This is a genomic window from Streptomyces sp. NBC_00669, assembly GCF_036226785.1.
Lineage (GTDB): Bacteria > Actinomycetota > Actinomycetes > Streptomycetales > Streptomycetaceae > Actinacidiphila.
In genome coordinates, this window is sequence record NZ_CP109018.1 from 5,798,939 (window position 1) to 5,819,880 (window position 20,942).

Annotated in this window: 26 protein-coding genes and 1 pseudogene; 4 read left to right on the forward strand and 23 right to left on the reverse strand. The window is 70.7% G+C overall.

All coding sequences use genetic code 11. From position 1 onward, the window contains the following. Positions 1-97: 97 nt before the first annotated feature. Positions 98-625 (reverse strand): HNH endonuclease, encoded by a 528-nt coding sequence (locus tag OG896_RS24360; RefSeq protein ID WP_329368668.1) that lies wholly within the window; start codon positions 623-625, stop codon positions 98-100. 2 nt (positions 626-627) lie between these two features. Then, a complete protein-coding gene (locus OG896_RS24365) occupies positions 628-969 on the reverse strand; it encodes a hypothetical protein (protein WP_329368670.1) in 342 nt (113 codons plus the stop codon). Between the two features lie 125 nt (positions 970-1,094). Between OG896_RS24365 and OG896_RS24370 the strand changes: the two genes are divergently transcribed. From OG896_RS24370 to OG896_RS24380, 3 genes are all read left to right on the forward strand, one after another. Further along, positions 1,095-1,430 carry a hypothetical protein gene (locus OG896_RS24370; protein ID WP_329368672.1) on the forward strand — a complete coding sequence of 112 codons (336 nt, stop codon included), beginning with the start codon at positions 1,095-1,097 and terminating at the stop codon, positions 1,428-1,430. Between the two features lie 102 nt (positions 1,431-1,532). Continuing rightward, positions 1,533-2,330 (forward strand): hypothetical protein, encoded by a 798-nt coding sequence (locus tag OG896_RS24375; protein WP_329368674.1) that lies wholly within the window; start codon positions 1,533-1,535, stop codon positions 2,328-2,330. A 121-nt stretch (positions 2,331-2,451) separates the two neighbouring features. Next, positions 2,452-3,033 carry a hypothetical protein gene (locus OG896_RS24380; protein WP_329368676.1) on the forward strand — a complete coding sequence of 194 codons (582 nt, stop codon included), beginning with the start codon at positions 2,452-2,454 and terminating at the stop codon, positions 3,031-3,033. Positions 3,034-3,159: 126 nt separating this feature from the next. On the opposite strand, the gene OG896_RS24385 is transcribed toward OG896_RS24380, so the two are convergent. From OG896_RS24385 to OG896_RS24470, 19 genes and pseudogenes are all read right to left on the reverse strand, one after another. Continuing rightward, entirely contained in the window at positions 3,160-3,513 is a 354-nt protein-coding gene (locus OG896_RS24385; protein ID WP_329368677.1) for a hypothetical protein, read from the reverse strand. After that, on the reverse strand, positions 3,510-3,899 hold the full coding sequence (locus tag OG896_RS24390; protein WP_329368679.1) for a hypothetical protein: 390 nt from the start codon (positions 3,897-3,899) through the stop codon (positions 3,510-3,512). The genes OG896_RS24385 and OG896_RS24390 overlap by 4 nt, the downstream gene beginning before the upstream one ends. 43 nt (positions 3,900-3,942) lie before the next feature. Next, positions 3,943-4,806, reverse strand: a complete 864-nt coding sequence (locus tag OG896_RS24395) for a hypothetical protein (protein WP_329368680.1) — start codon at positions 4,804-4,806, stop codon at positions 3,943-3,945. Continuing rightward, positions 4,803-5,066: an Acb2/Tad1 domain-containing protein gene (locus OG896_RS24400; protein WP_329368682.1), complete on the reverse strand. Its 264-nt coding sequence runs from the start codon at positions 5,064-5,066 to the stop codon at positions 4,803-4,805. The genes OG896_RS24395 and OG896_RS24400 overlap by 4 nt, the downstream gene beginning before the upstream one ends. Then, positions 5,063-5,782, reverse strand: a complete 720-nt coding sequence (locus tag OG896_RS24405; protein ID WP_329368684.1) for a glycine-rich domain-containing protein — start codon at positions 5,780-5,782, stop codon at positions 5,063-5,065. Before OG896_RS24405 ends, OG896_RS24400 begins: the two co-directional genes overlap by 4 nt. 57 nt (positions 5,783-5,839) lie before the next feature. Beyond that, a complete protein-coding gene (locus OG896_RS24410) occupies positions 5,840-6,277 on the reverse strand; it encodes a hypothetical protein (RefSeq protein ID WP_329368686.1) in 438 nt (145 codons plus the stop codon). Positions 6,278-6,286: 9 nt separating this feature from the next. Then, positions 6,287-7,309, reverse strand: coding sequence for a hypothetical protein (locus tag OG896_RS24415; RefSeq protein WP_329368688.1), 1,023 nt, complete (start codon positions 7,307-7,309; stop codon positions 6,287-6,289). A gap of 1 nt (position 7,310) precedes the next feature. Further along, the gene (locus tag OG896_RS24420; protein ID WP_329368690.1) at positions 7,311-8,747 is read right to left on the reverse strand and encodes a hypothetical protein; all 1,437 of its coding nucleotides are present in this window, start codon (positions 8,745-8,747) and stop codon (positions 7,311-7,313) included. A 2-nt stretch (positions 8,748-8,749) separates the two neighbouring features. Then, positions 8,750-12,853: a hypothetical protein gene (locus OG896_RS24425; protein ID WP_329368692.1), complete on the reverse strand. Its 4,104-nt coding sequence runs from the start codon at positions 12,851-12,853 to the stop codon at positions 8,750-8,752. Between the two features lie 85 nt (positions 12,854-12,938). After that, positions 12,939-13,130 (reverse strand): hypothetical protein, encoded by a 192-nt coding sequence (locus OG896_RS24430; protein ID WP_329368694.1) that lies wholly within the window; start codon positions 13,128-13,130, stop codon positions 12,939-12,941. Positions 13,131-13,159: 29 nt separating this feature from the next. Then, positions 13,160-13,600, reverse strand: coding sequence for a hypothetical protein (locus OG896_RS24435; protein ID WP_329368696.1), 441 nt, complete (start codon positions 13,598-13,600; stop codon positions 13,160-13,162). Between the two features lie 125 nt (positions 13,601-13,725). Beyond that, a pseudogene (locus OG896_RS24440) lies at positions 13,726-14,684 on the reverse strand (ATP-dependent DNA ligase). Between the two features lie 96 nt (positions 14,685-14,780). Next, entirely contained in the window at positions 14,781-15,146 is a 366-nt protein-coding gene (locus tag OG896_RS40470) for a DUF2335 domain-containing protein (protein ID WP_443057149.1), read from the reverse strand. Beyond that, positions 15,139-15,513: a hypothetical protein gene (locus OG896_RS24445; protein WP_329368698.1), complete on the reverse strand. Its 375-nt coding sequence runs from the start codon at positions 15,511-15,513 to the stop codon at positions 15,139-15,141. Before OG896_RS24445 ends, OG896_RS40470 begins: the two co-directional genes overlap by 8 nt. A gap of 358 nt (positions 15,514-15,871) precedes the next feature. Beyond that, positions 15,872-16,249, reverse strand: coding sequence for a hypothetical protein (locus tag OG896_RS24450; protein WP_329368700.1), 378 nt, complete (start codon positions 16,247-16,249; stop codon positions 15,872-15,874). Further along, complete coding sequence (locus tag OG896_RS24455) at positions 16,246-16,830, reverse strand: hypothetical protein (protein WP_329368703.1); 585 nt, start codon at positions 16,828-16,830, stop codon at positions 16,246-16,248. The genes OG896_RS24450 and OG896_RS24455 overlap by 4 nt, the downstream gene beginning before the upstream one ends. Then, positions 16,821-17,663: a hypothetical protein gene (locus OG896_RS24460; RefSeq protein ID WP_329368705.1), complete on the reverse strand. Its 843-nt coding sequence runs from the start codon at positions 17,661-17,663 to the stop codon at positions 16,821-16,823. Before OG896_RS24460 ends, OG896_RS24455 begins: the two co-directional genes overlap by 10 nt. Beyond that, a complete protein-coding gene (locus OG896_RS24465) occupies positions 17,660-18,370 on the reverse strand; it encodes a hypothetical protein (protein WP_329368707.1) in 711 nt (236 codons plus the stop codon). The genes OG896_RS24460 and OG896_RS24465 overlap by 4 nt, the downstream gene beginning before the upstream one ends. 2 nt (positions 18,371-18,372) lie before the next feature. After that, entirely contained in the window at positions 18,373-19,077 is a 705-nt protein-coding gene (locus tag OG896_RS24470; RefSeq protein ID WP_329368709.1) for a hypothetical protein, read from the reverse strand. 172 nt (positions 19,078-19,249) lie between these two features. Between OG896_RS24470 and OG896_RS24475 the strand changes: the two genes are divergently transcribed. After that, positions 19,250-19,993 carry a hypothetical protein gene (locus tag OG896_RS24475; RefSeq protein WP_329368710.1) on the forward strand — a complete coding sequence of 248 codons (744 nt, stop codon included), beginning with the start codon at positions 19,250-19,252 and terminating at the stop codon, positions 19,991-19,993. A gap of 69 nt (positions 19,994-20,062) precedes the next feature. Here OG896_RS24475 and OG896_RS24480 read toward each other — a convergent pair whose 3' ends face one another. Continuing rightward, positions 20,063-20,599 carry a hypothetical protein gene (locus tag OG896_RS24480; RefSeq protein WP_329368711.1) on the reverse strand — a complete coding sequence of 179 codons (537 nt, stop codon included), beginning with the start codon at positions 20,597-20,599 and terminating at the stop codon, positions 20,063-20,065. 122 nt (positions 20,600-20,721) lie between these two features. Next, on the reverse strand, positions 20,722-20,934 hold the full coding sequence (locus tag OG896_RS24485) for a hypothetical protein (RefSeq protein WP_329368713.1): 213 nt from the start codon (positions 20,932-20,934) through the stop codon (positions 20,722-20,724). Between the last annotated feature and the right edge of the window lie 8 nt (positions 20,935-20,942).

Below are 20,942 nucleotides of genomic sequence, written 5' to 3' on the forward strand. Positions count from 1 at the left end.
CCCCGCCGACGGGGGTTCGGCGGGGCAGGCGCCCTTTGAGGGTCAGGCCAGCGTGCACCCGGACGGGGGCGGCGGCCATACGCATAAATGCGCAGGATCAGGGCTGTATGCCTCCGTGGTCCTCGGCGCCCGGAGTCCGTTCTCCCGGCCACGTGTTGCACCAGTGGCACGACCAGCGCAGATTCGACATCGCGTTGGGGCCGCCCTCGATGCGCGGCACGATGTGATCCAGGCTCCCGATACGGCGGCCGACATGCCCCCACGGCGCGGGCTTCCGCGTCACCGGATGGACCGGGGCACCCTCGACCGCCAGCGACCCGCAGTGAGAGCACCTGCCTCTGGCGGCCACCAGGATCGAGTACACGTCCTCCGTGCTGATGCGTTCGACTGGCCGGCCGGACAGAAGCCGGCCTCGGTTGGCGCGTTTCGCCTTCAGGCCGCACCAGGCCCGGACGTCCCGCAGTGAGATGGCGGCCCGGTACTCCTCGTAGGTGACGTACAGCGGCGGTGGCGTCTCGGCGGGCGGCGGGTGCTCAGCCTCGTACTCGGCCGCGCTTGCGGGGGCCGACTGGGCGCCGATCGCCGCAAGGAGCAGCTCGGGCGGCAGGGGCGACGTATCGGCCACGCTCAACTCTTCTCGGTCTTCACGCACTCCGGGCATGGGGTCTGCCGCGCGGCCGCGGCCGTCTCCGTGGTGAGCCCGAGGATCGGGTGTCGCTCGTCGCCGGTGTGCCGGCCGGCCTGGAAGCGGGGGCAGGCCGCGGTGGCGTGGTAGCGGTCGCTGGCGTCGGTCGTGATGTAGACGCGGCCGGCGCGATCTTGCTTCTTGATCCAGTCGTGCATGGCTTCGATCAGGGCGTCGGACCGGTCGCGTTTGGCGACTTGTGTGCGGGCGTCGAAGTCGTCGCGCACGGGTGCTGGTGGTCTGAACGAGATGGGTGGGGTCTGGCCGGTCTTGGGGCGGGCCATGGGGTGCGCCTCCTCAGGTCTGTATTACAGGAACAGCATCCCATCTGCCGCGCAGAGTTGACAAGCCGCCGAGGAAGAGTGCATTCTCGTATTACAGAAACGAACGGCGAGCAGGGGGAACGGAAATGTCAGCGCGATTCTTCGGCTACTGCGAGCGCAAGGGCTGCACCGTCCGCAAGCCGTTCCTCGCGGTCACCCTCGACGACGGCACGCCGGTGGCACGCACCCCGGACAGGATGCTGATCAGCCTGTACAACGCCGCCTACTTCCGAACGGCTGCCAGCGATGCCCTCATGGAACGCCGTGGACTGTGGTGCGACTCCCACGGTCCCATGCGAGTCGCACCGCTGAACGCCACCTACAACCCCGACAAAAAGTGCGACGGCCGGTGCGCCAACGCCAAGCGCGCAACCTGCGACTGCTCGTGCAACGGGGCGAACCACGGAGCGGCGTACTGCTGAGACAACCCCCACCCCACCGCTGCGGTGCCCCCAGCGGCGCGGGGGGCGCTTCAAATCCTCCGCAAGGCACCAGCCCACCAACCACAACCAGGGAGAATCGGCATGAACGCAGACGACCTCAAGGCCGGCGCCCGCGTCACCACCACGGTCGGCAGGTACGCCGGCCAGACCGGCACCGTGCAGGAGGGCAACCGCGGGACCGTCACCAACACGGAGCACGAGAACTACGACCGCGAGTTCGTCTCCGTGCGCTGGGACGGCACCCCGTCGATCCCGTGGGGCGAGACCTGCCGGCCGTTCGCCGACGAACTGACGATCGTGGAGCACGCCGACGCCGGTCGTCTGACCCTGGAAGAGGCGCTTGCGAACGCGGCCGACTTCCGGGCTGCGGGGTCCCTGGCCACGGACTGGGAGACGAACTGGCCGGCCCCATCGCCCGCCGCGCCCGCGTGCGAGGGCCACAACGGCGAGGCCGCCGACGCCGGCCGGTACTCCCTGGCCCAGGCGCTCGTGTACGCGGACATCCAGCGGACCGAGGCCGAGCGGCACGACCGCACCAACTCGCCCGCGTACAACTGGCCGGACCCGGCCCGGCCCTTCCGTCAGATCACCACCACGGACGGACGCACCGTCTACGCGGCCCAGCTTTGCCGTCCCACGGCCGAGGGCGACGAGGACGAGCGCGCCTTTCCCTTCACCGTGCTGATCGGCCGCCACACGACGTACTTCAACGACCGTGAGAGCGCGGACCGCTACGCCGCTCAGTACAGCGGGGCCATCGTCGCAACCACGTGCGTGCTCAGCGACTCGCCGGGCACGCCCTGTCCGAACGCCATCGTCGGCGCCCGCTACGCCACCGCCGGCCCTCTCCCCGGCTGCGTGTACCACCTCGGCCACTGACCGAACGGCCCGGCTGGTGACGCAACCACCAGTCGGGCCATGTCGGCGTAGAGCGAAGATGACCTGAACTCACTACACAAATGGCTTGTGTAGTGACTTGTGTTGTCGCTACATTGGGGCCATGTCGACCAGCGAGCCCACCCCCGCAGACCGCCTCCGCGAGCAGATCCTCACCGCCATCGAACAGTACGAGCTGGACCGCGCCACCGAGACCGCCACCGACGACTTCGAAGACGATCCCCTCAGCCGCAACTACCTCCGATGGCTGGCCAAACATCAGAGCCGCGCCAACCGCAAGGATCCCTCCGAACGCGATCGGCAACTTGCCCAGATGATCGCCGACGAGTTCAGCCTCCAGGACGTGCGCATCCTCCGTGCCGCCGCTGAGGCCGTGGCAGCAGCCACCCCCGCTATCGTCATGAAGCACGTCGGCGATGGGATGGAGCCGCCCGAGATCGCCACGGAGATGGGCCTCACCCCCTCCCGCGTCTACGGCATCATCCGCGAACAACGCCAGCGGGAGACGCAAGCCATCATCGCCGCCGGCATCGCCAACGATCCCGACCCGAAAGCCTCGTACGAGAAGTGGGAGCGCGTGCTTGCCACCACCACCGATCCGGCCGAGCGCGCGACCGCTGAGCAGTTTCTCGCCGAGTTCCGCGCAGCCCTCCCGGACAAGAAGGCCGAGCCGCGCTCCACCTGACAGCCCCAGCAACGGCCCGTCTGCTATCCGGCGGACGGGGCGGCGGTGCCTCTCAAAGCGCGGAACCCCTGTCCGCCCCCTACGCCGCCCGTAGGGGGCGGACCCGTGCACCACGAGGTGTGTTCTCTACACGTCGTCGTCGCCAGCGAGGTTCGCGGTGCGGCGGTCGACGCGGTCGACGGCATCCCGCATGGACGAGCCGTTGTTCGGTCGGACCTCGTGGACCACGTCGGCCATGGCGGCCTCGATCGCGTGCAGCCGCTCCATCACCCCGGGATGCCCCTCCACCCCCGGCCGAGTCGGGACGCCGTTCCAGTCCTCGACGAACCGCTCCACCAACGTGGCGAGGCGGCGGAGCTGCCGGATCACCCGCCAGGCCAGCCCGAGCAGCCCAGCCACCGCGGCGATCGCCGCGGCCCACACGACCACCAGGTCCAGGGCGTGCACGCCGGTGCTCGGGTCGGCCAGCCAGCGGGTCACGACGCGGCGATTCCGTCATCGGCCGGCTCGCGGGGAATGCGCGGCAGGGCCGGTACGCGCGGGCCGGCCTTCGGCGCGACCTGGGTCCGGACGAACATCGCGATCACGGCCGCGGCGAACGACAGCACGACGGACTGCTGGTCGGGCGACCAGCGAAGCCCGAAACCTACGGCCAACGCGACGGCGGCCTGGACGAGGCCGAGGATCGCCGCGGCGACACCATCGTGCACGGCAAGCGCGGTCAGCAGCCCGACCACAGCGGCCGCGAGCGCGTTGATCGTGGCCTGCTGGCCGGTGGACAGGTCTAGCCCGAATGCGGTGACCAGTTGGACGCCGACGGAGACGAGGGAGAGCCACAAGGCGGGCTCACGGCCGAGGATCTTCATGGGGTTCCTTCCCTTCGGGGAGATGAGCAGCAGGACGGGGCGGTCAGGTCGCGGCGATCCCCACGTGCTCGGCGATCGCCGCGACCGCCGCCGTCAGCTGGCCGACCTGCTCGACCAGGCCGTCGACCTTCGTGTCCGCGGAGTGGGCGTGACCTTCGGCCACCGCGAGGTAGTACCCGGCCGCGTGGGTCTCCGGGACCGGCACGTTGGTGCGGTTGATGGACATCAGGTTGGTGTGCAGATCGGCCAACTGCCGGGCCTGCTCGGGCGTCATGTCGGTGTCCTCCAGCGGGTTGGTGGCGGCCGCGAGGATCGCAGCCATGGGGAGCGAGCCCGGGTCGCCGTGGTCGTTCTCCGGGACGTGCTGGTGGCCGGCGTGCCCGCGGAACGCCGTCCAGGCCGCGCCGCTCATCCGGACGCCGTTGGTGGTGCCGTAGCTGCCCGGGTAGCTCGCCCACCGCAGCCCGGACGTGAGCGGCACGCCGTGCTCGGTGTGCGCCCACCGCGCGAACGCAGCCAGGTCGCGGATCGCCCAGTCGGGCAACTCCGGCATGTACAGGTGCTGGCCGCCGGACTTCGTCCACGAGGCGTGCGTGGCCGGGTCGCACGTGCCGACGACCTCGACCTGCGCCACGTTCAGGGTGTTCGTCTGCACGCCACCGGGGGCGTTGACCAGGGCGCGGGCGGAGGTGTCGAAGTCGAAGTGCTGGGACCAGACGAGCTTCTCCGTCGTCCAGTTGGGGACGGCGGTCAGGGTCGGCGCCACCGCCCCGCCGCTGTACGTCGACAGGCTCGCACCCTCCGTGCTGTGCCACACGATCGCGTTGACCGTCATCGAGTCACCGGGGTACGCGCTCTGGTACCAGTGCGCCGTCGACGCGCCCGGGTAGAGCTGCGCGCCCGTCACCGCCCACCCCCGGCCGTGCCGTCCCCGCCGCCGAGAGCTGTCGGGGTGTGGCGGGCGATCGAGGCGTTGGCCGCCATGACCGCGTAGTCGACGTGGTCGAGCGCCCGGCGCCGCTCCGGCGACGCGGGGCACAGCTCCATCAGCAGCGCGGCGAACTCCCGCGCGGTGCCGCGCAGCCGCTCGTACCGGGTGGGCTGGTCGCCGACCGGCGGGTGGTACGTGAACCGACGCTCCACCTCGGCGGACTCCCCGGGCGTCATCCGTACAGCTCCACGACCACGATGCCGTCGCCGCCAGCGGCACCGTCGAAGGCCGCCCCGTACGACAACGCCCCGCCCGCTCCGGCGCCATGACCGCGCGGGTGCGTGCCGGCGCCCTCGACGGCGCGGCCGGTCCCGCCGTACCCGAACCGGCTGTCTCCGCCCTGACCGGACATCCCGGCTGTCCCCGACAGCCGAAATGCCCCCTCACCGTTCCCGCCGGACGTGATGATCTGGCCGGTGCCGCCTGCGGGGCCGGAGGGACCGGTGGCCACGGTGACGATCGCACCCGAGGCGATGGTGATGGTGCCGCCGGTGCCGCCGGGCGCCACCACGAAACCACCGAAAGACGAGGTGTCACCGGCGCCGCCGGCCTGGTTACCCGATCCGGCGGTCCCGCCTGCTCCGACCACGACGGTCTCCACCGCGCCGAGCGCCGACGCCTCAATGAGGCTGGTGACTTGGCCGCCGCCCGCGCCGCCCGGGCGGGCGACGCACTGATCCGGTGTGGCGTCGGCGCCGCCGGACCCGCCGCCACCACCCTGCGCGTGGACCCGGATACGGGCCAGCCACGGGTAATCGGCCGTCACGAACTGGCTGGCGCCGGGCTCGTCGAACACGACGATCTGACGCAGCCCCATCGTGCCCGGAATCAGACACAGCTCGCCGTCGTCACCGACAGTGAAATAGTCGCCGCACACACACGCGGACGCCATGGCGCTCCTCCCCTACGGGGGTCTGCGCCCGGCCCGAAACCAGCGGCACCGCTCAGGCTACCCGGCGGCCTCGGGCGCGGCGGTGTGCACGACCAGGTGGACGTCGACACCGGCCGCCGGGTGCCCGCCCGGGCCCCAGACGCGCACAGCCACCCCGTGCTCATCGGCCGCCTCAACCACGACCACCAGGTGCTGACCGCCGGACGCGACCGGAACGGCGCAGACCACCGGCCGGCCGCCGAGCGGCACCGGGAGATCGCGGTACGCGCGGCCGTCGGCGCCGGTCGTCACCACCGAGGCGTCCGGCGCCGAACCGGGCGGGCCGGGCTCGCCGCGCGGGCCCCGCGGCCCGCGCGCGCCTTCGGGGCCCGGCTGCCCTTCGACCGGCCGCGCCCTGTACATCCGTTCGCGGCGGGACCTGCGCCCGAGTTCGCGCAGCACACCGCCGAGCGGATCAGTGCCCCCGCGGTGTGCCGCGCTTCCCTGTACACCCATGCCGTCTCCTCACGCTCCTGCCGGTGCCAGCGTGACCGCCACGGCCTCGCCGGTGCTGTCTTCGGTGACCTTCACGCTGCGGATCTTCATGGATTGGGCTATGGTCCGGCACGTCCTGGTCGTGGAGACGTCCACGCACCAGCCGGGCACCAGGCTGGGGACGTCGACCGCGGCATCCGGCGCGAGGGTGGCCTCCTGGCTGGTGATGAAGACGGGCGCGGGATTCGACGCCCGCAGGTGCGACAGCGCTGCTGCGGCCGCTGAGGCGTCGTCCAAGACGGACGGCTCGTCGACGTACGTCTCCAGCAGCCCGTAGTAGTCGTCGACGCCGCCTGCGGTGCCCATGATGTCGGGCTGCCCCTGCTGCCCCTGCTGGCCGGCCACGACCACGCGGGTGGCCAGCGACGAGCCGTCCTCGGTCACGGTCAGGCCGTTGGGAAAATCCGCGTCCGTCAAGCTGCCGACGCGGCCGGTGAAGTCCTCGGGCAGCAGCAGAATCCGCGACCCGACAGCGGTGTAATCCACGCCGGTGTCCGCCAGATCAGCCAGGTGGTCGGAGACCAGGCCCACGTCCTGGGTGTACGCGCGGTCGCCGCGGATGCGGGTCGGCGCGACGATCTGCACCTCGTGGCCCGGGTCGTCCGGCGCGAACCCGTCCGTGATCAGCCAGTCGGCGATCTCGGCGAGATCGCGCGCCTTGAAGGCGATGCTCCGGTGGGGGACGCGGCGGGCGAGCCAGCCCACGACGTCCACGGCGGTGATCGTCACGCCGTCCGCCGTCCACTGCGGCGTGACGATCGGTCCCTCCCAACAGGGCTGGTTGTCGCGGTAGATGGCGAGCGTGTGGCGCCAGGAGCGGACGCGGGCGAGGGCCTGGCAGCAGTCTCCTTCGGGGGTCACGGTGATCGTCGCCGTGGAGATGTCGTCGAGGGTGCGGTTCCACTCGACCTTGGTCAGGACGTCGGCCTGGGTGATGACCGCGCCGCCGCGGTCGATGATCAGCGCCGAGTGTGTGGCGCATCCGACCGCCACCTCAGCCCGCCTGTCCGGACACGGCGATCGTCACCGTGGCATCGGCCGCCGCGGTGGCGATGGCATCGGCCTCCAGCAACACGCAGTACCGGCCCGCGCGCAGCAGCGGCACGCTCAGCGGTGCCCCGCCCGCCCCGTACACGTCCGAGGCGGCCTCGCACTGCCCGGCGCAGTCCACCAGGGCCCGGCCGATCTGCCCGTCCACCGTCACCGTCGCCCCGGCGGCCACGTAGCCGACCTCGATCTCGGCAGCGGCCTGGCACCGGCCGGCCTCGGCAAGGTCCTGGCAGGAGATCGAGTCGTCCGTGCCGGGAGGCCGCTCCACAATCGTGATCGTCAGGTGCCGAAGCGGGCTGCTCCCCGCGTACACCTCGATGATCGGCGCCAGCCCGAACCAGACGGGAAACGAGGTGAGATCGAGGTCGTAGGCCTCGCTGTTCACCGCGAGGGCGTAGCAGAAGCACGTCGCGGGCGGGGGCGGCACGGGCGGCGCCGGCGTCGTGCAGGCCGGGTCGGCGCACAGGTCGTCCAGGTCCGGACACGGGGCGAGTCGACAGCCTGCCCCGCACGGCCCGGAGTCCTCCAGCGTCGGCCATGCCGCGCCTGCGCACCCGCCGTCCCCGAACGGCACGGAGAGAGCCGACGGGCAGGAGTCCGAGAGGTCCACGCACACGGGAGCGTCGGGGCCGCCGTGCACGCACCACGTGATGCACTCGGTGCCGTCGTCCGTGGGCACCGGCACCGTCTCCAGCACGGTGACCGGGTCGGTCCACTGCCACGGCGTCGCGGCGCTGAGCACGAACTCCACCGTCAGCATGTCCGCGCCCGCGCTGCACCCGCCGGTGCCGGTGCACCCGGTGCCGGCCCGCGCGGTGACCGTCGGCCCGGAGACGAGTGCGACGCGGCGCACCGTGCGCCTGTGCTGCTCGGCGAACTCGTCGGGGTCCTCGAACGTCGCGGGGCAGCAGTTGTACAGCTCCAGGCAGTCTCCGCCGCACGCCGCTCCGGTGGTGCCACCGAGGGCCGCGGCGAGCCAGCGCAGCCCGTAGTCCACCCCGCAGCACGTCACCCCCAGCAGCACGCCGGTCACGGTGATCGTCCGCGCCTGGGTGCGCCCCGGGCCGAGCGCGGCGCCTCCGGCCACCGCGCCGGTCACCTGACGGGTCACCGGGTAGTCGGCCAGGCCATCCACGCTGAGGACCATCAGCCCGCAGAACTCGGTGCTTTCCGGGACCGCCGGGTCCCACCACGGCGCTGGCGAGGCCGGGTCGGCGGGCGTTGTGTACGGCTCGTCACCAACCAGCTCGGCGTCGAACGTCTCGCAGCCGCACACCGTCTGGCTGTCCAGCGGCGACCCGACGGTGTCCAAGTACGTATTGAGACGGCTGTGGTTGGCGATCTCCGTGCCGCCCAGCGTCAGGTACCACTCCAAGGCCATGGTCAGACTCCCGCGCTCAGGGCGATGCGGTGCATGACCCGGCGCGCCGTGGTCTCCGCATCACCCACCTCGTGGATCGTGAAGTGGTTGGTGATCGACGCCCCGTCGCTCGACCTCGGCCGCGGTGCGGCCGGGCCGGCGCCGAGGCGCGGCACGGGAGTGGTCAGCGCGGGCAGCCCAGCCGGCCGGTCGGGCAGGTACGCTGCGAGCTGCGGACCGAGCACGTCCAACAGCCCAGACGCCGCCGCGAGCTGGAGGGCGCGCTGCGGCTTCGTGAGCGGGATGACGACCTCGCGTTTCCCGCCTTCGCCGAGCTGTGCCAGGATCGGTCCGTCTACGATGCCGCCGTTGGCCAGGCCCGGGATGACGTTCTTCACCGCCGACGGAAGCCCAGACTTGATCTTGCTGGTGATGGCCCCGCCGATATCGCCCAGCCCGGAGACGATCTTCCCAGCCAGCCCGGAGAACAGCCGGACAATCCCGCTGACCATCGCGGACGCCGCCCGATACGCCGAGCTGGCCGCGGAGTTGATCGCGCCAGCGATGCGCGCCCCGAGCCCCGACAGCGCCGACCCGATCCGGCCCGGCAACCCAGCGAAGAACGTCACCAGGGCGGTTCCCGCGGTGTGCGCCGCCGACAGGCCCGTGGAGCCCGCCGACGTGAACGCGTGCCCGACGACGCCGCCCAGGGTGACGAGCGCCGACCCGATGCGGCCAGGCAGCGCGGCAAAAAACCCGACGGTCGACGCACCCCATGAACTCAGCGCCGAGGTCGTCGCGGTGAACGCCACAGTGAAGGCCGCCGCGATGATGCCGCCCAGGGTGACGAGGGCAGAACCGATGCGGCCCGGCAGCGCGGTGAAGAACGCCGCGGTCGCCGTCGCCCAAGCGGCTACCGTCGTCGTGGCAGCCGTGAGGCCCGTCAGGAAGGCAGCCGCCACGATCGGACCCAGCGTCACCAGCGCCGTCGCGATCTGCGTCGGCAGCATGAAGAACAGGTAGATCAAGCCGGCCAACGCGCTGAGCAGACCGATCGCGACACCGGCCACCGCATCCTCGAACGCCGTCAACAGCAGCCCGGGGAGCGCTTGGAGGGCGGCGACGATCTCGCCCGGCAGCGCCACGAAGAAGGCGAGGACGGCGGAGCCGGCCGCAGCGAGCCCAGACCCGACGATGCTGCCGAAAGAGGAGAGAGCCCCGCCCACTTGACCCGGCAGGGACGTAAAAAACGCGACCACCACCGACCCGGCCGACGTGACCCCCTGCACGGCGCCGTCCCACGCGGCGGTGAAGAACCGGCCGACTGCGCCACCGAACGCGGCGAGGGCCTGTGGCGCGGCCGCGATGACCCGCAGCACGTCGGTCACCGCAATCACCACGGCGTCGATCACGGCGACCGCGCCCTCAAGGAGCGGCACGACCGACTTGAGGATCAGCCACGCCGTGAACGCCGCCGCGATCGCGAGGATCGGCGCCGCGACCTTCACCATCAGCGAGACCAGCGGCACCATCGCGGCGACCAGGTCCGCGACGGGCGGCAGCAGCGGCACCAGCGCTGCCACCAGCGCGTTGAAGACCTGCACGACCGGCGGCAGCGCCGGCAGCAACGACGCGACGATCAGCCCCACGAACGGCGCCAGCGCGGCGACGATGTCGGTGAACGCACCACCCGCCGAGTTGAGGAGCGGTACCAAGGCGGTCATCGCGCTGCCGAGGCCGGCGCCGAGCGCGGCCACCACCGTGGTCAGAACGGGGACCAGGGGCAGCAGCGCGTCGACAAGGTCGGCAGCGAACTCGACGACCGGAGCGATCAACGGGATGATGATCTTGAGTCCGGCGCCCAGCGTCACTGCGAGCAGGCGCCCGACCTGCACCAGGACCGGAGCCAGCGTGACACCCAACAGCTGGATGAACGGCGCCGCGGCGGTGACGAGTTGAGCGAACGCGGGCACCAGCGCACCGACCAGGATCGGCAGGAGCTGACTGATGGCCGGGAGCAGCGCCCGGACGGCGCCCGCGACGGCAGTTCCCAACGTCGACAGGACCGGCGTCAGCCCCGCAGAAAGAGACGACATCGCGCCCGTCACCTGCGCCAGCAGCGGCGGCAGAACCGACAGCAACGGCGTGATCGCCGCAGTCACCAGAGCGATCGAGACGCTCAGGTGCTCCGTGAAAAGCGCGCTGAGCTGCGTCAGGACCGGCAGCAGCGGCCCGATCGCGCTGTTCAGCGAGGTCAGCACCACTCCCAGGGACCCAACCGTCGTCCCGCCGCCGGCCGAGATCGCCGAGAAGACCGAGCCGAACAGCTTGCCGAACTGGACGACGACGACGCCGAGCTGTTGGAACGTGGCCAGAGCGCCGGACACCCACGTGACGGCTTGCCCCGACATGGCGATCCGGGACATGAAGCCGCCGAACTCCGCCCCAAGCTTGGCGATCGCCGTGCCGGTCTGTGCACCGAACGCGGCAGCGACCGCACCACCGAGCTGGACGAACCCGGCGACGACCGGCGCGATCGCCTTGGCCAGGCCGGAGGTCGCTGCCTGAGTTCCCTGGAGGACCTGGGTAACGGCAGCGATGCCCTGGGCCGACGCCAGGAAGCGCGTGACGCCGCCAGCCGCCACACCGAAGTTCGCCGCGATCCCGGCGAGGCCCTTCGTCACGGGCCCGCCCAACGCCGCCGCAAGCGCGGTGAGCTGACCGACCAGCGGCGCGAACAGAGCCTGCTGGACCGTCGCCTCCAGGCCGTCCAACTGCGGCTTGAGCGCCGCCAGCTCCTTCGCGACGCTGGCCGCGGCAGGCGCCAGGCCCTTCAAGGACTCCTGGAACTTCTGGGCATCCCCACCTAGCGCGGCCGAGAACGCGTCCCCGACCCCGGACAGCCCGATCTTGAGGGCGGCGACCGACGAGACCAGCCCGAGGATCACAGCCGGCCCCGCAGCCGCGATCCCCAGCAGCGGCTTGAGCGACGTGACCAGCGACGCGACCGACGGCGCCGCCTCGACCGCCGCCTGGACCAGGGACCCGATCCCGAGCCCCGTCCGGAGCTTCTTCAGCAGGCTGCCGCCGCTGCTGTCCGCCTGTGACAGCGACCGCTGCAATCCGGCGGTGTTCCCGTTAACGGAAACGTTTACGGGCGGCGCGTGATGGGCTCTAACCTGCGCGTCGAACTGTGCGAAATCAGGGGTGACCCGGATCGCGATCGACTCACCGCGCAGCGCCGCCCGCAGCAACGCCATGAACCGCGTGACGTCCGGCCGCACCGGGATGCTGAGGTAGTCGATGCTCCTCAGGTCACGGACGAGCGCGGTGTCGAACCCGCGCAGGTCCGGCCTGACCTTGATGTTGATCGAGTCGATGTGCCCCAGTTCGCGGACGAGCGCGGTGTCGAAGCCGCGCAGGTCCGGCCTGACCTTGATGTTGATTGAATCGATGTGCGCCAGCCCACGGACCAACGCCCGGTCGAAGCCGCGCAGGTCCGGCTCGACCGGGACCCGGAGCGCGTCGATGTGCGCCAGGCCATCAACCAGGCCGCGGTCGAACCCCGCGAGATCCGGGGCGACTGGCACCTTGATCCCGCTCGCCTGCGGGAGGCCGTCCGTGAGCGCCCGCTCGAACCCGGCCACATCCGGCGTGACCGGGATGTCGATCGAGCCGATGTGGCCCAGGCCGTGGACGAGCGCCTGGTCGAAGCCCGCCAGGTCCGGAGCGACCGGCAGCGACAGCGCGCTCACGGAGCGGACCTGTCGGCGCAGCGCGGCCTCGAACCGAGCGGTGTCCGGGGCGACCTTGACCGAAACGGTCAACCCCCGGGTCTGCGCCCGGAGTGCGGTCTCGAACCGCGCTGTGTCCGGGGCGACCTTGACCGGGATCGTTAGGCCGCGGGTCTGCCGCCGGAGTGCGGTCTCGAACCGTGCCGTGTCCGGGGTGACGGTGACGGCCGCGGACGCCTGGCGGATTTGCCGCTGGATGTCCCGGCCGATGTTCCGGGTGCTGCGGTCGATCGCGGCAGCGATCCGGTCGCCGAGCGCACGGGCCTCGGCTGTGACGCCGCTGTCGTCCAGCTCGATCCGGATGCGCGCGGAACCGTCGACGTCGCCGGGCATCGGGCAACCCCCCGCTGTGCGGTGGTGGTTGCCCGGCCCGGAACCAGACGGCTACCCGACCTCGTCGGGCGGTGTACTTCTCAGACTATCCGCGCGCGCTCCGCGTCCCGCGCAGTGCGGCGTCCTCCGCCTCCAGTTGCGCGACCAGAGCCATCGCAGACTGCATGCCGCCGCCGGCCGGCGCCGTACGAGGTGCACGCACCGTCCCAGCAGGCGGGGCGTAGAGCTTGGCCCGGTTGCGGGCGCGCTCGGCGTCGTCCTCGGCGGTCTGATCCATCGCGGCCTCGGCCGCGGCGAGCAGGCGCCTCAGCGGCCACGCGCGCGGGTCGATGCCTTGGAGCGCGAGTTGGCCGTCCCACGCGTCCCAGCCCTCGCCGACGGCGTGGAGGAGGCGGAGGACGACCCAGTAGGGCGCTCCCCTCCTCCGTACAGCTCCATCGTCCACTCGAAAAGGCCGGTCACCACCCGGTTCGGAAGGGGCGTCGCGCCGAACCGCTCCGCGGACTCCGGGAGCATCAGGCCCGCGAGGAAATCGCGGGTCGCCGCGATCGCCTCACGCAGCGACTCGACGTCCTGACTCTCCTCGGTCCCGCCGACCAGCCCAACGGCCGCCAGACGCTCCTTCATCGCCTCGTACTGGTCCAGGTACTGGTCGCCCATGACCTCGGGCTGGAACTCGAAGGTGATGTCGTCGCCGATCTCGGCGATGTGCGGCTTGGTGTGAAGAGCGAATTTCCTGGTCGCCATGGGGCACCTCCACGCGTGACGTGGTCAGTGCCCGGCCCGAAACCAGATCGGCACCACGAGGGTACCCGGCGGGGCGTCAGCCCAGCCCGCGCCGACCACCCGACCCAGGGGCACCTGGGAGCCCTTCAGCTGAGGTCGCCAGGCGCGAGGTCCGGCCGGAGCCGGTACCACGACGGGTGCCGCAAGTACCCGGCCCGCGTCCGGGTGGTGTACCGAACCTCTCCCACAAGCCGCAGCAACACCCAGCGCGCGCCCGCGATCCGGGGCACCGGCCGGAACGGGCACTCGGAGACCGACGCGACGTGCAGCAGCTCGGCCAGCTCGCCGCGCTGACGGTCCGTCCACCCTGTGCCCACTGATCCGATGTACCGCAGCGCACCGTCGTGGTGCTCGCCGAGCAGCAGCGCGCCCGGCACGTCGGCCAGGCGCCCGCCGCCCGGCACCCAGCCGCCCACGATCGCATCCGCAGTGAGCGTGTTGCGGATCTTCACCCAGTCGCGGGACCGCACCCCCGGCTGGTAGTTGCTCGCAGCCGCTTGCAGACGATTCCCTCAAGGCCCGCGGCCCGGGTCGCCTCCAGGGCCTGGGCGGCGTGGTCGACCACCGCGGTCGGTACCGACCAGTTCGGCCCGGCCAGCCCGAGCGACACCAGCGCCTCCCGCCGCTCCGTCCACGGACGGCCCGTCAGGTCCCGGGCGTCGAGCAGCAAAACGTCGAAGAGCACTAGGTGCGCCGGCACCCGCACCGCGAGCGCGGCGGCACGGGCCGGGGACCTAGCGAGACCCATACGAGACTGAAGCCGTTCAAAGTCGGGTCGTCCCGGCTCGTCCGGAGCGATGATCTCGCCGTCCAGGATCGCAGGCACTCCGCCGAGCGCGGCCGCCAGGCCGTGCAGCTCCGGGTACGCCGCCGTGATGTCCTGCCCGCTGCGAGACCGCAGTGTCAGCGTACCGTCCCCGGGCGCGTAGCTGACGGCTCGCTGCCCGTCCTGCTTGGTCTCCACTGCCCACCGCTCATCATCGCCAGGCAACGGAAGGCGACCCGCAGTGGCGAGCATGGGAGCGATCAGCGGCAAGGCAATCATGGACGACATGTCGCCGGAGTTGGCCGTCCCTACACACGCCGTGTGCTGAGTTCGCCTGGACAGGGTCACAGGAGGCTTGCGGTTCTCCCGGTCAGGCTATTCCGCAGCCGCTGTACCGGTTAGCGTTGGCGTTGCTTGTGACGGTGCATCATCGTGACTTCCAGTCCGTCCCGACCGGAGACGGCTCGCGTAGGTTGCAGCCACACCCAATGCGCCCGACCCAGCGAGTGCTGAACCGCCGGTCTCGTGACCGTGCGCGATGAAGTAACTGGCCCCTGCCAGCGTCCCGATGCTTGTGATGGCAGACAAGAATATTCCTGCCCACCGTGCATGATGCTCATGTCGTTGCTGGCGCTCCACCATGGCGAAGGCGCGCTCCCCCAACCCTGGCATTTCTGCATTCAGTTCACGAATCTCTTGCGCATCCGGAAAGCCGGTCCAATAGCTCTTCCGCTCAGCCATTGTCACTTCCCCTTATGGGCTCTTCGTTAATCGCGAGAGATCCCTGGCTTGAGATTCGGCGAACCATGGCGTAGATGGATTCTTGAACCTGAATTTGAGTGGCCGTTGAGCTCCTAAACTCTGCGAGGAGTCGATCGAGTGCTGGGAATGGGGGGATTTTGGCGCCTAGAAGCAGCTTATTTACCGCCATGTACTGCTCGTGAAGACTCTCGGAGATTATGTCGAATTTGTCGACGGTCACAACGACTTGCTGAATTATCTCTGTGCTCACGCCTTCGGGGGGGAATGTGAGATCCATGGCGATATGCCTTTGAAGCTGCTCAAGTTGCGCAGTGGTGGCTGCGTACCGTTCGAGGTATTTTTCCACCGCTCTCTCGACTCCCGACGTTTGGCCACTTAGCGACCGGCCTATGGCCGGCAGATTTCTGACGCGGCGGATGTCGGCAACTAGGGGTCGAGGGCGACGCTTTGGATGAGAGTTTTCCAACGTGGCGCGGCGAGTTTTTACGCCGTCGGTATGCGAAAACCGGCCTTCGCGAAGAATGGACGCCATTAGATCCTGTGCATTAGGTCGCGCCCGAGCATTCGGCAACGCCGCCGACCCCGTTGGGTCGTAAACGGCACCGAATCCTGACGCGAACGCGCTCCAGAGCCTCCCCATCCCGTCAGTGTGGCACTCGACGGGATACAAAACACCCGATCCGACAACTTTGCAAGAACGAGATCTACAGCGCCTCGTGGAGCGCCCGGCCGAGGAAGTCGTTCGCCTGAGTGCCCGGATGGTGCACCACTGTGGCGTACACCGTCCGGCCGCCCGCGGTGAACCGAAGGGCTCGTGCGCGTCGGGGGCGGATGATGTGCGGCCGGGTGCCGTAGATGACGTACACGCTGGCCGGATGCTCGGAGGTGACGTACGCGACCAAGCCGGCCGCGCTGCCCTCGATCCGGGTGGTGATGCCGGCCGGCATCGTGCCGGGCGCGAGCTCGCGGGCCCGGTTCGCGACGCGGTCGGCGCGGTCTTGGAGGATGCGCTCACCGATGCCGCCCGGCCGCTGGAGGGACGCGCGGAGCTTGTCGGTGTCGATGGTGACGGTGGTGGTCACAGTGACTCCTCGCCGGGGCACGGGCCGCAGCCGGGGAGCGCGACGGTGACGCGCTGCTCGACGCCGACGCAGCCGCCCTGCGGGCCGACGATGGTCGAGGCGCCGAGGACGAACCGCCTGCCGCGGCGGCCGGCGGTGTGCGGCAGGCAGCACGTCAGGGCGTTGTAGATGGTGGCCTGGTCGGTGTACGTGATCGCGGCCGCGCCGGTCAGCTCGTCGCAGCCGGGCGGGCACCCGTTCTCGTGGACCACGGGCGCGCACCGCAGCAGCGTGACGACCAGCTCGGCCGCAGTGGTCGGCGGGGGCATGCAGCCGCGCAGCCCCAAGACGGTCTGGTCCTGGGCCGGGAACGTGCTGGAGGGGTAGATGCGGGCGACGTGGACGGAGAGTTGCCCGCCGGCGCCGTCTTGGCCGCACGGGTCGTCGCAGCCGTCCCAGGCAGGGGCGCCGGGCACGACGCACGCCCGGCACGGGCATCCGGGCTGGCCGGGCAGCTCGATGGCGACCTGGTCGAGGGCGGCGCACACGCACTCCAGAACCATCGTGGCCATGTCGAACACGGCGGTGGGGTTCAGGGCCACTGCATCATCCGCGGGCGTCGGTAGTCCGGGCTCACGACGCGGCTGGCGGACGGCAGCCCGTCGGGGTTGACCGTCGTGAGCCACAGGTCGACGGTCGGCAGCCCCGTGCGGCCGGCCGCGAACACCATGGTCGGGTCGAAGCTGTCGACGGTGACGCCTTGTCGGGTCGTGGTGGACACGCCTTGCCGGGCAAGGCGGGTGACGTTGCCCGGCAGGCGGCACGGCCCGCACGACCCGGCGGGCAGGCACGCCTTGACCAGCTCGCACGTGAGCTCGCTGACCGCGGCGGTCGCCGAGGCGTCCAGGCGCAGCCCCGTCCGGTACGTCACGCACACGGTGCCCTCGGCGCCGCACGGCGCGGCCATGTCCTGGCACGCCGGCCAGCACTCCCCATCCGTGCGCACCAGCAGGTTGGGCACGTCGACCCGGTATGCCTCCGGCACGAGCGCCTCGCCGTCGACCAGAACCTCGACGATGTCGTACACCGGCCCGTCGAGCCGGGCCTCGCACAACTCCGAGCAGGAGCACGACGTGCGGCAGCCGCAGCCGACCGACGCGTTCCGCCACTGCCCGTCGGCACCGATGTACGGCACCCACCCGCCGGACTGCATCCCACCGGCTGAGCCGAGCGGCAGCAGCGACCCGATGCAGCTCCGGCCGCACGGGCGGACGGTGACCGGGCAGGACGGGCCCCAGCGTCTGCCCGACAATCGCCACAGGGTCTCCGAGGCGATGCGCTGCCACCGCTTGAGGACCGCGGGGTCGAGGTCTTCGGGAAGGTCGCAGCAGCCCAGGTCGAGCGGCCACGGATCGCACACGCTGGGGCTGGTCACCGGCGGCGGCCGGTCTCGTACGGGCCCGGCGTCGGGAAGCGGGCGCGGATGTAGGTGCCGACCGCGCCGTGGTTGAACGTGTCCGGCATCGTGGACAGGAACGTCGCGCTGCGCGGGAATCGCGGGCCGCGGGTGAGGATCTTCGGGTCGGGGATCTGGTTGCCGCCCAGGCCGTGGAGGTTGCCGTAGAGGGTGCGTTTGTGGAGAACCGGGAGGTGCGCGCCGGTGTCCAGTGTCTCCAGCAGCCTCGTCTTGGTCATGGGCATGGGTACGTGCAGCTCGTACGACAGCGGGTTCGGGTGGCCGAGGCCGGCGAGCAACGCCTTCGTGTCCCGCAGCCCGCGCAGGTACTGGCCGCGGCCGCGGGTCGCGTAGTACGCCTCCACCCGCGCGACCGGCCCGCGGTGGAACACTGGCATTCCGCCAGCGAGCGGCTTCATGACGAAGAAGTCGTCGTTGAAGTACAGGAACTCGCCGGAGACGCCGTCGTGCTCGGCCGCGGCGCGCAGATTCGCCGTGCTGGAGGCGTACTTCGTGGCGCGCTTCGGCACCGGGATGGCGCCGACGTCGGCGGCCCAGCGGGGGCAGTACCCGGCGATCCACACCCGGCGGTGCGGCACGTGCGCGGCGACGCTGCGCAGGCTGTACCGCAGCGCCTCGTTGTGCTCGCCGGGCCGCACGGCGTAGACGATGTCCGGCAGCGCCATGCTCAGGACGCCTCGCACATCGCGCCGGTGACCGGCACGTACGTGGTGGACGGCTCCGGCGGCGCGATGTTCGTGATGAACATCCGCCGGTGACAAGAGTTGTCGAGGGGGGTGAGCATGGGGCCCGGCGTGCCGGCCTTGTCCTGCGCCATCACGTCGTACGGGCCGACGCCCCACCGGCCGCCGTCGCGGGTGGCGCCGGTCAACTCCAGCGTCACCGCCTCGTCCGCCAGCGTCAGATCACCGATCTGCCCGTTGGTGACCCACGGCAGCAGGAAGTACACCCACGCGCCGTCGCCGGTGTCCTCCTCCGGGCACACGTCCGGGCCGAGCACGTCCGTCCAGACCTCGATCGCGAAGCCGCCCCGACACGGGATCGAGCAGCTGTCGAAGCCGATCGGCGCGCCTGAGTAGTCGTAGAACACCGGCGAGGCGGTCATCAGCTCGATGAGCTCGGGCGACGCCTCGAAGAAGTCGAAGGTGACGTCGAAACCATTGAACGTCGGGCAGCCCTTCTTGTAGCCGCACTGCCTCCCGTTCGCGGCCTTGAACGTGATGTCCGTGCCGTCGTCGGTGTTCGCCGCCATCTCGACGGACGCGAAGCACTCGGTCACGTAGGAGCCTTCAGGGCCGCAGACGGGGCGGCCACAGCCGTCCACGCGCGTGATCCGGACGGTGGCCGCATTGGAGATGAGAGGGGCCGACATGGGGGCCTCCACCAGAACGATGGTGAGGCCCGGCCCGAAACCAGAACGGCGGCTTCCAGCCTACCCGGACCAGTTCCCCGTCAGGCGGTAACCAGCGCGGCAGGGCCGCGCGATCGCGTACGTCTTCACCAACCCTCCCTCGCTGCATCGCCGCCGCGCCTACTCTGAGTACATGGCGACGAGCAAGGCGCGACGTGCCTGGGACGACCTGAACCAGCGTCAGCAGACCTACCTCCGCATCCTGTACGACGCGGACCAGGCCCTCGAAGAGGAACACCACGACCAGGGCGCGCGCGGGCAGTGGAGCAGCGCACCGGCCCGCGTATGGCGCCGGATCGACGTGAACAGCTACTACTCGTCCGTAGCGGGGCGGTTGCGTACGCAGGGCGTCTACGACTCCGGGCTCGGCTCCACGCTGTCCGCCCTCACCGACCGGGCCCTGATCCAGACCGGCGATGACCGAGGATCGGTGTGCGCGTGGATGACCCGAGCCGGCCGGGCCGCCGTCCGCTCCGGACTCGGCATCGGACCCGCGGCCGACCGACCGGCATGGGCGATGTCCGAGTGGATGTGGCGCGCACTGGTCATGGTCGCCGAGACCGGCACCGAAGGGCTGCCGACCAGCGAGCTGTGGAACGCGGCCCACCGCTACCTCGTCGTAGACGAGCTGATGCAGGGCAACCGCGGCTACCTCGACGTCACCATCACCTACGTCCAGTACAAGGTCCGCGACCACAACGGAGCCCTGTACGACCCGCCGCACTACGGCACCAGGGACGACCGGCACTACCACCTCACCGACGCAGGCCGCGCCCACTACGTCGAGCACGTGGCGGTCTACCGGGAGCTGTACCCGGACATCGACGCCCCCGACCTGCCGACCAACACCCCGATGCCGACCGAGGCCAGCGGCTGACCGGTGTCACTGCCCCAGCTCTCTCCAACGCGTTCGCGGCGCACGGACACCGTGGCGGATACGACGGGATCACGTCAGCTCACGTGTGGGGCGACGAAGCCTGCGGAACCACAGCCGGGAGGCGCCGCCGCTGATCGGGTCCAGCTCTGCCCTCACACGGGACCGAAGGACGTCCTGCGCGCCCTCCAGCGGTTGCAGCCGTTCGGGAGACCCCATGTACTCCGCGTGCTCTTCAGGGTCGAGGACCTCATCTGCCTGCATGGCAGCAATCTCCAAGTCCTCTTGACGAGACAGGACGGCATGCCAGCAGGAACGAACCTCCGTTGAGGCGAAGGCGTCCACACGGGACGTGAGCTCAAGCCGACGCGCCTTCATCTCCGGGGTGTCTGGCGAGAGCGGATCGAAGCCCGGAAAGTACTCGCCGCGGGGAAGCATCGCGTTCAGGTCGGCGCGGAGCAGATCAACGTAGAGTTCGGCCCGTCGCCCCCAGAGTCGCTCCTCGCGGGCCAACCGACTTTGCCGGGACGTCTGCCACCAGCTTGTGACGAATGACCCGGCCAGGGCGATTCCGCCGCCTATGAGTGTGCTGACGAGAGTTGAATCCACGGGCGAAGTATGGATCAGCCGTTCCCAAGGCGGCTGGGGTTCGGTGATCACAGTCCCGGCCGCCGTGGTGCTCGTCGCGGCGGCCGGGCTGTTGTGGTCAGCCGGTGGCGGTCAGTTCGGCCCTACCTGGCCTTCGCGCGCCGAGCCTGGGCCGGCACGGTGGGCGCTGCATCCGCCTCGACGGGCGGCTTGTCGGGCGGGGGCACGGCGATCGTCGTCGCCGCCGCGTTGTACTCGGCCTCGGTGACCTCGCGGTAGCCGGTGGGCACCAAGGCCAGGCCGCCGGAGCCCGTGACCGCGCCTGGCTTGCCGCTGGGGGTCAGGTAGTAGTGCATCGGGACCG